This is a genomic window from Rhodococcus sp. T7, from assembly GCF_009872365.1.
Classification (GTDB): Bacteria; Actinomycetota; Actinomycetes; order Mycobacteriales; family Mycobacteriaceae; genus Rhodococcus_F.
The window spans coordinates 1-9,479 of the sequence record NZ_WXYH01000092.1 but is presented as its reverse complement, the minus strand read 5'-3'; the positions used below and the strand labels follow the sequence as shown (position 1 = coordinate 9,479).

The window sequence follows — 9,479 nt, the reverse complement described above, 5'->3', positions numbered from 1 at the left end:
CGAGATCTCCCAGGACCGTCAGGTCACCGAATTCGACGAGGTACCCACGTCGTACCGGGTGCTGACCCCGGAGTGGCTCACGGCCGTACTCTGCCGAGAGGTACCGGACGCGGCGGTGGTCTCGTTCGAACTCGGCCCGCGCGACGACGGATCGTCGAATCGGCGCCGGATCTCGTTGACCTACAACGACGCGGGTACGAGGGCCGGGCTGCCGGTCAGCGTGTTCTGCAAGGCAGCCGAGCAGCTCCAGAACCGCGTCATCCTCGCGGTGCTCGACGTTGCGCGCGCAGAAGCCGAGTTCTACACCAACGTGCGGAATCGGCTCGACATCGAAGTACCCAGGACGTGGTACGCGGGATTCGACCCGAAGACGTTCGCCTACCTGATCATGATGGAAGACCTCGCGGGTACGGCACAGTTTCCCGACGAGCGAACGATCCTGACCAGGGCACAGGCCGAAGACATGGTGCGGTTGCTCGCCACCCTGCACTCCAGGTTCTACGACAGTGCCGAACTGGGAACCGAGGCTCTGCCGTTCAAGACGTGGCCGGCCTTCTGGACGGATCTGACGGCGACTCCCGGATTTCCGGAGGCGTGCGACGCAGGATTCGCGGCCGCCGAGTCCGTGCTCCCGGCTCGCCTGTTCGCTCGCCGGTCGGAGATCTGGCCGGCGACCGAAAAGTCGGTGGTGCGCCACGACGAACTGCCGCAGACGCTTCTCCACAGCGACGTGCACTTCAAAAACTGGTACATCAGACAGGATGACGGCCGCATGGGCCTCACCGACTGGCAGATCGCCACCGTCGGGCACTGGAGCCGCGACTTCGTGTACGCGACGACGACGGCACTCACCGTCGAGCAGCGCCGTGACTGGCAATTGGACCTGCTGCGGCTGTACCTCGAGCTGATGGCCGACAAGGGGGTGCGCGACATCACCTTCGACGATGCGCTGCTCAATATTCGCCAGCAACTGTTCACCACACTCGCGTTCTGGACCATCACGCTGGTCCCGACGGACGACATGGCGCCGATGCAGCGTGAGGAACTGACCTTCGAGATGCTGCGCCGCATCGGCGCGGCCATCGACGACTACGACGCTCTCGACGCATTCTGACCGATTGGAGTGACAGTGCTGGACGACATCGAACAGATCAAGGTACTGAAGTCGCGGTACTTCCGGTTCATGGATACCAAGGACTGGGAGTCGTATCGGACGGTGTTCACAGAGGATGTTCTGTTCGACGTTCGGGGTGGGATGGAGGCCACCACACCCGGCGCGGTCTATGAGGAACCGCCGGTGACGGGTCGCGACGCCGCGGTGGACTTGATCCGCACCAGCCTGGACGGAATGGTGAGCGCCCACCAAGGATACCTGCCCGAGATAGAGATCCTCTCGCCCGAAGCCGCCCAGGGGACCTGGGCGATGACGGACGTGCTCCGGGCAGGCGAAGGCGCGCCGTTTCGGACGATGCGCGGGTACGGCCACTATCACGAGACGTACCGGCGCGTGGACGGCGAATGGCGGATCGCGACGCTGCGGCTCACCCGGCTACTCGTCGACGTCGACTAACTTTCACGGAAGGCAGGACTTCTACGATGACCACTGCAGGCATTCAGGACGCGACAGCCGAGCACGTGAGCCGTGAGGAACTCGAGCGCATCGTCGCCGTACAACGCGGAGCCTTCCTCCGCGACGGCCCTCCGAGCGCGCAGACGCGTCGTCACCGCATCGACCGCCTGATGCTGGCCGTCCTCGATGCCGCCGACGACCTCGCTCGGGCACTGGCTCAGGACTACGGCACGCGGCCCACCGGATTGACCAAGCTGTTCGACATCCTGGCCTGGGTCGGCGACGCCAAGGAAACGCGGGACAACCTCGGCGAGTGGATGAAGCCGGTCCCACTGGACGGGCCGGTGCCCGCCGTCGTCGAACAGAAGCCCAAGGGCGTCGTCGGCATCATGGGAGCCTGGAACTTCCCCGTCACGCTCACCGTCCAGCCGGCGTTCGCGGCACTGGGGGCAGGCAATCGGGTGATCATGAAGTTCCCGGAGTTCCACCCGCGAACCGGAAAAGTCTTCGGCGACGCGGTTGCCGAGTACTTCGGTGAAGACGAGGTCGCGGTGGTCGTGGGCGATCTGCACACCGCCCGAGCATTCTCCGAGCTGCCGCTGGATCACCTGGTGCTGACCGGGTCCCCGGCCGTCGGCAGGGCGGTGGCGACCGCAGCCGGAAAGAACCTCGTTCCGCTGACGTTGGAACTGGGTGGGAAGAATCCCGTCGTCGTCGGAAGCGACGCCGATCTCGACCTGGCGGCCCATCGCGTCGCGCTCGGGCGCATGATGAACAGCGGACAGGTATGCCTGTGCCCCGACTACGTGTTCGTACCCCGTGACCGGCACGACGTGTTCGTCTCGAAGCTCGAAGAGGCGTTCCGGCAGGCATTCCCCACGTATCTCGGCAACCCCGGCGCCGTCAGCATCGTGAATGCGCGCAATTACGACAGGATTGTGGCGCTGATCGACGATGCGGTGTCCAAGGGCGCGACGAAGAAGCAGGTCGTCGACCCGCAGGAGGCCGACCTGCTGCCCTCGCGGGAGCGCAGGCTGATCCCTCCGACGATCCTGACGGACGTCCCGCCACACGCGGGCATCGCCGGGGAGGAGATCTTCGGGCCCGTCATCGCGGTCTATCCATACGACGATGTGGCGGAAGTCATCGCCTACGTCAACGACCGGCCGGCCCCACTCGGCGCCTACTGGTACGGCGAAGACGGTGACGACTTTCGGACCTTCCTGCACCGCACCAATTCCGGAGGCGTGACCCGCAACGACATCTTCGCTCACCAGGCGGTCGCGGGTGCACCGTTCGGCGGTGTCGGCGGATCCGGATACGGCGCCTATCACGGCAAGGTCGGTTTCGACGAGTTCACGCACCGGCGCACCGTTGCGTCTCCCCTCGACGAACGCAGCTTCGCCGAGGGCACCACCGGGGCTGCCGTGGCGGCGGCCGAGGTCGAGGCCGGGATCGATCAGGCCATCGCCGCGGAGATCGCGGACATCAAGGGCCGACTCGACATGTGATCCCGGAATCCGGGTCAGGGAAACACGACTGCCGCGCCGCGAAATCGCGGCGCGGCAGTCGTGTTACGGCGTCGCGGAGAGGGCCGGGTAGTCGGTGTACCCTACCTCGAAATGTCCTGTGGGGCTGGTGTAATAGGTGGAACGTACGGGCGCGTTCAGGGGGGCGCCGGTCTCGAATCGCTTCGGAAGGTCGGGGTTCGCGATGAAGGATCCACCGAAGCTCACCGCGTCGGCGGCACCCGACTGGAGCAATTCCTCGGCGGAGTCCTGGTCGAAGCCGCCGTTGGCCACGACGACGCCGTCGTAGTTGCGGCGAACCAGGCCGATCGGATCGATTCCGTCCTCGGAGTGCCGGCCCCGGTAGTCCGACACCTCGACGAAGGCCAACCCGATCCCGCTCAGGCGTTGGCAGACATAGCTGTAGAGGGCTGTGCTGTCGTCGTCGTGGACGTCGTTGAAGTAGAAGCCCGGTGAGAGTTTCACCGCGATGCGTTCGGCGCCCACTCGTTCGCCCGCCCCTTCGATGACCTCCATCAGGAACCTCGACCGGTTCTCGATGGAGCCGCCGTAGGAATCCGTTCGCAGATTGGTTGCCGACGAGAGGAATTGCATGGGCAGGTAGCCGCCGGCGGCATGAATCTCGACGCCGTCGAAACCCGCGCGGATCGCACGCGTGGTGGCCTCCACGAAGTGGTCGATCTCGCGGGCCACGCCGGCGCTGTCGAGAGCGTCCGGTGTCGGGAACGGTCGATCGTGCCGCGGACACCGGATCGAGTAGCCCCTGAACCCGGGATCGGGCCGCACGGCAGAGGGGGCCACCGGGTTGGCTGCGCCCGGGAGCAGTTCGGGAAACGTGATGCGCCCGACGTGCATGAGCTGGGCGAAGATTCGGCCGCCCGCCCGGTGCACGGCATCAGTCACGGGCGCCCAGCCGACTTCGTGCGCATCGGTGTACATCGCCGGTTGGTTGTGCTCGCCCCGTCCGAGCGGGGAGGGGTTGACGCCCTCGGTGATGATGATTCCCGCACCGGCGCGTTGCGCGTAGTACTCCGCCATGATCGGTGTCGGGGTCTGGTCGAGGTCGGCGCGGAGTCTGGTGCACGGTGCCATGAAAACTCTGTTGGCAGCGTCGACTTTGCCGACGCGCAGCGGGCTGAGCAACTTCAGGGCCACGATATTTTCTCCTACCGTCGTTCCGACAAGTTATGAGAAAGTATGGCTCAAAAATACCGATGGGTGCAAGGGCGGGGCGGCTACTCGTCCGGCTGAACCCGGCGTCGGCGGCCGCAGTGCCGAAAGTCCGGAAAATTCCCGCCGTTGCGCAGCTGTTCCGGATCGGGCGAGGTAGTTTGGCCGCGTTTGCGGATGCTTTGTCCACTTGACGGTATTGGCGGTGACCATCTTCTGAGTCCCGATGTCCGTTCCCTGAAGGAGTGCAACATGCGCGCCGACCTTTCGCGTGACGCGGAAAGGGCTGAATCAGCAGCCTTCGCCGTCGTCGGCTTTCTCATCGTCATGGAGTTCGGCAGCGGACTGCTGCAGGGCTGGTATCCGCCGCTGCTCGCAAGTATCGGAGAAGCGCACGACGTGTCGGCGGCCACGCTGAACTGGGTCAATGTGATTTTCCTGTTGACGTCGGTGGCCTTCGTGCCGATCATCGCCAAACTCGGCGACATCTACGGACACCGTCGGATGCTGGTGCTCGCCGCCGCACTGGTCGCCGTCGGTTCGCTGCTCGTCGCGTTGGCCCCGACATTCGGACTGCTCCTGGCGGGCCGTGTGCTCCAGGCACCGCTGATTGCCTTCCTCCCACTCGAATTCGCGATAGTCCGAGATCGCGATCCTGAGACGGCCGGCCGGAACATTGCCTACCTGGTCGGCTCCCTCACCGCCGGTGTCCTTGCCGGAGGCCTTGCCTCCGGAGCGATGATGACGGCTGTCGAGGACCTCACCCTCGTCCTTCTCGTTCCGGCCGTGATGATGCTCGTCTGTGTTCCGACGGCCCGCTTCCTCGTTCGCGAGACCGCGGCGCGGAACCGGGCGAAGGTCGACTGGCTGGGTGCGATCCTGCTGGCGTCCGGTTTGCTGGCGCTCCTCAGCGGAGTGTCCAACGGAAACAGTCTCGGCTGGTCTCATCCGCTGATCCTGGCGCTGGTCGTGGGAGGCACGGTTGTTCTGATCGTCTGGGTATGCGTCGAGCGTCGCGTAACCGATCCTCTCGTCGACTTCACGGTCATGGCTCGCGGACGCCTTGTGCTGCCGGTGGTGATCGCGGCGCTGATCGGAGCGCAGATATTCGGGTCCCAGGCGCCGACCGCGCTGTTCATGCGGTCCGATCCGAACGTCAACGGGTTCGGTCTCGGTGTCAGCGCTTCCCTCGCAGGCATGCTGCTGGCCGTCAACGCCGCAGGTGCGTTCCTGGGTTCCGCGCTCAGCGACCGGATTGCGCGTGCGAGTGCCCGGCACCTCGCCATTGTTCTGGGGGCGGGGTTGACCGCCTGCGCCTACGCGCTGATGATCGTCGTCCCGGTCGGCGCCCCAGTCTTTTCCGCGTACCTGTTCCTTCAGGGTTTCGGCATCGGAATCCTCGTCGGACTCGTCCCTGCCGTCATCGTCGACCGTGCTCCGGCGGATTCGGTCGGTATCGCGTCCGGCATCTACAACACGTCCCGCACCGGGGCCGGCTCGATCGCGGGCGCGATCTTCACCTTGGTGATGTCGTCGATGCTGACCACCGTCACTGTCGGCGGCGTCGACAAGACCGTCTCGTCGCTGGGCTCCTATCACGCCGTCTGGGCGACGTGTGCGGCAATCTGTGTCGCCATCGCGGTGCTGGCGTTGTTCCTGGACGCAGATCGCGGCCGCCGCGACGTCGAGATTTCCGAGGCGACTGCGCGCGACACCGTCGGCTCGTGAAACGCCGTCGCCCACGTCCTCGACACCGGCAGGTAGGGTTCATGTCTGCGGATCGAAGGACAGGCAATGCAGGATTACGAACCGGATGACGTCGATTTCGCACTGATGCACGCACTGCAGATCGAGCCGCGAGCGACGTGGAAGTCGCTCGCCGGAATCCTGGGTGTCGACCCGGTGGCCTTGTCGCGGCGGTTCCGGCGCCTGCACGAGGCCGGCCTCGTCTGGGTCACCGGCTACGCCGCAGAGGTGGCGGGGCACAACGCGCTGGTCGAAGTGGAATGCACTCCCGGCAAGGCGGCGCTCACCGCCCGGATCCTTGCCGAAGATCCCTTGGTGTCCAGCATCGATCTGACCGCAGGTGGTCGTGACCTCATGCTGACCGTGATCGCCCGGAACTCGGGCGAGGCCTCACGATTCCTGCTGCACCGGCTCGGAGAGTACCCGGACATTCGGCGAGCACGGACTCACCTCATCACCGACGTGCTCTTCGAGGCGGGGAACTGGAGGCTGCGGACGTTGTCGCCTTCGCAGGTAGCGCAACTGCCGCGGTCACGTCCGCCACGTCCCCGCGCGGCGAGAACCATCGCTCCGGAACTCAGACGCGTGATCCACCGCGAACTGAGCGTGGACGGCCGCGCGTCGACGACCGCGATCGCGGAGTTGGCCGGAGTCAGCAACCAGCGCGTGGCCGACGCGATCGCGACGATGCGGCGGGACGGCTCGTTGGGACTGCGCACCGACATCGCCCGCACCTACTCCGAGTGGCCCGTCTACGCCTGGTACTTCATGCAGGTTCCCGCAGCCCTCGTCGAACGGCTCAGAACGTCACTGGGCCGGATCGAGGAAGTGCGGCTGGCGGTGCTCGTCGCCAGCGAATACAACCTCATCATGGCCGTCTGGTTGCGCACCCTGAACGACGTCCACCGGTTCGAACTGCTTCTCGAGAAGCTCCTGCCCGGGGCGCGGGTGGCGGATCGATCGCTGGTCATGGAGATCCGTAAGCACGTGGGTCACATCCTCGACGACAGGGGCCGTGCCACCGGACCGGTGGTGCCCATGGTGCCGTTGAGCAGGTCGTGACCGGCAGCGGTCGCGCGCAAGGTAATGGCCGGATCGGCACCCGAATACTCCGGTTTTCGGACGTTCCGAGGCCTTCTCGCACGTTTTCCTGACATTCTCGCCACCGAGATTCCACGCCGGTCAGAGTACGAGGATGATCACCACAGCAAGCACATCCGCAGAAACCGAGGTCCGGGTCGGCCTCGACCACATCGAGAAGTACGAACCGGAGATCACCTCGTTGATCACGGTTCGTCAGGACGAGGCGATCGCCGAAGCGCGTCGACTCGACGAGCAGGTCGAGAACGGCGTCTGGCCCGGTCCGCTGTACGGAATGACCCTCACCGTCAAGGACAACTTCGATGTGGCGGGTACTCCGACGACGAATGGAACCGCGTTCGCCTACGCGCCGCAGGCCTCCGAAGACTGCTTCGTCATCGACCGGGTGAAGGAGGCGGGCGCTGTCATCCTGGGGAAGGCGAATCAGTCGGAATACTGCCAGTCCGTCACGAACCAGAACGTTCATCACGGTTCGTGCCGGAACCCGTGGGGTCTGGACCGCATCGCAGGCGGATCCAGCGGCGGTTCGGCCGCCGGCGTCGCCGCGAGGATCGCGACGGCATCGATCGGAAGTGACTCCGGTGGATCGATCCGGATCCCGGCAAGCCTGAACGGTGTTGTCGGACTGCGACCCTCGGCGGGCCGCCTCTCCAACCGCCGCACCGCATCCACTCGCGTGGCAACCTTCACCGTCGGGGGACCCCTCGCACGCACGGCCGTCGACGCCGCCCGGTTGTTCCACGCCATGGACGCGTACGACCCGGCCGATGTGACGTCGGTCGACCGACGTCGTGACCACACCCTCGCCCTGGGCAGGGAGGGTCTCCGGGGCCTCCGGATCGGCGTCCCGACCAACTACTTCATGGACGGCGTGGACAGCGAGATCCTGGCAGCGGTGAACGCCGCCATCGGCACCCTCGGCGACCTCGGTGCAGAGATCACCGACGTGCACGTGCCGGGTGCCGAGGACTGCCGTACGCATTTCTATCCGATGGTCACGGCAAACTTCTTCGCCCTCTACGGCGAGTACCTCGATCGGCCCGCCGAGGATCTCGATCCCGAAGTCGTGATGTCACTGGAACACGGCCGGTCGGTCACGGCAACGCAGTTCGCCGAGGCGGCAATGTACCGGCAGTCGTTCATTCGCAACCTCGAGAACCTCTTCGACGACATCGACGTATTCGTCTGCCCGACAGTGCCGATCGCAACACCTCGACTCGGGAAGCTCGAGCACTCGGAAATGATGGACGTGTCGCGCAACAACTTCGTGCAGCCGTTCGCCGGGATCCCCGCCATATCGATTCCGTGCGGACTCCGCTCGGACGGCATGCCCATCGGTCTGCAGATGACGGCGGGATACTGGAAGGACACCGTCCTGCTGAACGCGGCCATCGCCTTCCAGAATGCGACCAGCTTTCACACGCAGCGGCCCGCGCTCATCGGCTGACCTACGCGTCGCGGACGAGGTGATCGGTGTCGCGGTCGTCAACAACCCCGTGTCCGACCCTTCCGATCACCTCACGCCGCACCCGGGTGACCGACCGTCCGCACCACGGGCGACGGATTCGCGTCCTGCCGGTCCATGGCGATCGGGAGGGTTGCGGCGTCGCCCGCGATGGGCAGGTATTCGCCGCCGGCCATCGTCAGGTCCGCCGTCGAATCGACCACCACGGCCACCCCGACACCCGCGCCAGCGTCGACCGTGCACCGACCCGCCGAGCGAGGCTCCGAGGACCGCGACCGAACGGTTGCGGGAACACGCGGGCGAGTCATCGTCCGGATCCCTCTGTTTCTCGCGTTCCCGCGGGGAAGGTGAGGTGGACGTTCTCGACTCCCCACGCGAGGCCGAGATGTTCGTGTGGTTCGACGCCGGCAACGAGTTCGAATTTGGGTATCCTGCGCCGCAATTCGGTGAACGCGATCTTCAGCTCGAGGCGGGCCAGGTGCAGGCCGACGCAGCGGTGCGGGCCGAGCCCGAACGCCAGGTGCGGCTTGGCCTCGCGGTCGAAGTTCACCTCGTCGGGCTGCGGGTAGTACTGCGGATCACGGTTGGCCACGGCGAGCGGGAAGTGCACGCGCTCGCCCTTGGTGAGCGTGATGCCTGCGACGTCGACCGAATCGTGGACGACGGTGCGTGTCGGCACGGCAGGTGCCGCCCAGCGGAGTAGTTCCTCGATCGCGGGCTCGAGACTGTCCGGCGTCTCGAACATCGCGTCCCATTGTTCCGGGTGCTGGGCGAGGTAGACCATCGACTGTGCGAGCACGCTCTGGACGGTGTCGAGGCCGGCCAGCATCATGAGCAGGAACATGTCGAACAGTTCCAGGTCGGTGAGTTTCTTGCCGTCGATCTCGGCGTCCAGAGC

General features: G+C 65.7%; 8 protein-coding genes and 1 pseudogene. 6 read left to right on the top strand and 3 right to left on the bottom strand.

Annotated elements, in window-relative coordinates:
* The 3 genes from MLGJGCBP_RS11565 to MLGJGCBP_RS11555 all read left to right on the top strand — a co-directional run.
* A partial coding sequence (locus MLGJGCBP_RS11565) for a phosphotransferase family protein (protein ID WP_160095692.1) occupies positions 1 to 1,114 on the top strand: 1,114 nt, incomplete at its 5' end.
* Between the two features lie 15 nt (positions 1,115 to 1,129).
* Positions 1,130 to 1,570, top strand: coding sequence for a nuclear transport factor 2 family protein (locus tag MLGJGCBP_RS11560; RefSeq protein WP_201453032.1), 441 nt, complete (start codon positions 1,130 to 1,132; stop codon positions 1,568 to 1,570).
* A gap of 26 nt (positions 1,571 to 1,596) precedes the next feature.
* Complete coding sequence (locus MLGJGCBP_RS11555; protein ID WP_160095690.1) at positions 1,597 to 3,081, top strand: aldehyde dehydrogenase family protein; 1,485 nt, start codon at positions 1,597 to 1,599, stop codon at positions 3,079 to 3,081.
* 63 nt (positions 3,082 to 3,144) lie between these two features.
* On the opposite strand, the gene MLGJGCBP_RS11550 is transcribed toward MLGJGCBP_RS11555, so the two are convergent.
* Positions 3,145 to 4,254 (bottom strand): alkene reductase, encoded by a 1,110-nt coding sequence (locus tag MLGJGCBP_RS11550; protein ID WP_160095688.1) that lies wholly within the window; start codon positions 4,252 to 4,254, stop codon positions 3,145 to 3,147.
* A 267-nt stretch (positions 4,255 to 4,521) separates the two neighbouring features.
* On the opposite strand from MLGJGCBP_RS11550, the gene MLGJGCBP_RS11545 reads away from it, so the two are divergent.
* From MLGJGCBP_RS11545 to MLGJGCBP_RS11535, 3 genes are all read left to right on the top strand, one after another.
* Positions 4,522 to 5,997 (top strand): MFS transporter, encoded by a 1,476-nt coding sequence (locus MLGJGCBP_RS11545; protein ID WP_160095686.1) that lies wholly within the window; start codon positions 4,522 to 4,524, stop codon positions 5,995 to 5,997.
* A gap of 66 nt (positions 5,998 to 6,063) precedes the next feature.
* Complete coding sequence (locus MLGJGCBP_RS11540; RefSeq protein WP_160095684.1) at positions 6,064 to 7,077, top strand: Lrp/AsnC family transcriptional regulator; 1,014 nt, start codon at positions 6,064 to 6,066, stop codon at positions 7,075 to 7,077.
* 133 nt (positions 7,078 to 7,210) lie between these two features.
* On the top strand, positions 7,211 to 8,563 hold the full coding sequence (locus MLGJGCBP_RS11535) for an amidase (RefSeq protein ID WP_160095682.1): 1,353 nt from the start codon (positions 7,211 to 7,213) through the stop codon (positions 8,561 to 8,563).
* A 1-nt stretch (position 8,564) separates the two neighbouring features.
* On the opposite strand, the pseudogene MLGJGCBP_RS53720 reads toward MLGJGCBP_RS11535, so the two are convergent.
* Together MLGJGCBP_RS53720 and MLGJGCBP_RS11525 are read right to left on the bottom strand one after the other, a co-directional pair.
* A pseudogene (locus tag MLGJGCBP_RS53720) lies at positions 8,565 to 8,808 on the bottom strand (hypothetical protein); the annotation flags it as partial.
* 77 nt (positions 8,809 to 8,885) lie between these two features.
* Positions 8,886 to 9,479 (bottom strand): cytochrome P450 (locus tag MLGJGCBP_RS11525; RefSeq protein WP_160095680.1); only part of this gene is annotated, 594 nt, incomplete at its 5' end.

What these genes read in the sequence shown, in the direction of transcription:
- MLGJGCBP_RS11555 (WP_160095690.1), top strand. Translation starts at nt 1,597, where the DNA reads ATGACCACTGCAGGCATTCAGGACGCGACAGCCGAGCACGTGAGCCGT.
- MLGJGCBP_RS11545 (WP_160095686.1), top strand. Translation starts at nt 4,522, where the DNA reads ATGCGCGCCGACCTTTCGCGTGACGCGGAAAGGGCTGAATCAGCAGCC.
- MLGJGCBP_RS11540 (WP_160095684.1), top strand. Translation starts at nt 6,064, where the DNA reads ATGCAGGATTACGAACCGGATGACGTCGATTTCGCACTGATGCACGCA.
- MLGJGCBP_RS11535 (WP_160095682.1), top strand. Translation starts at nt 7,211, where the DNA reads ATGATCACCACAGCAAGCACATCCGCAGAAACCGAGGTCCGGGTCGGC.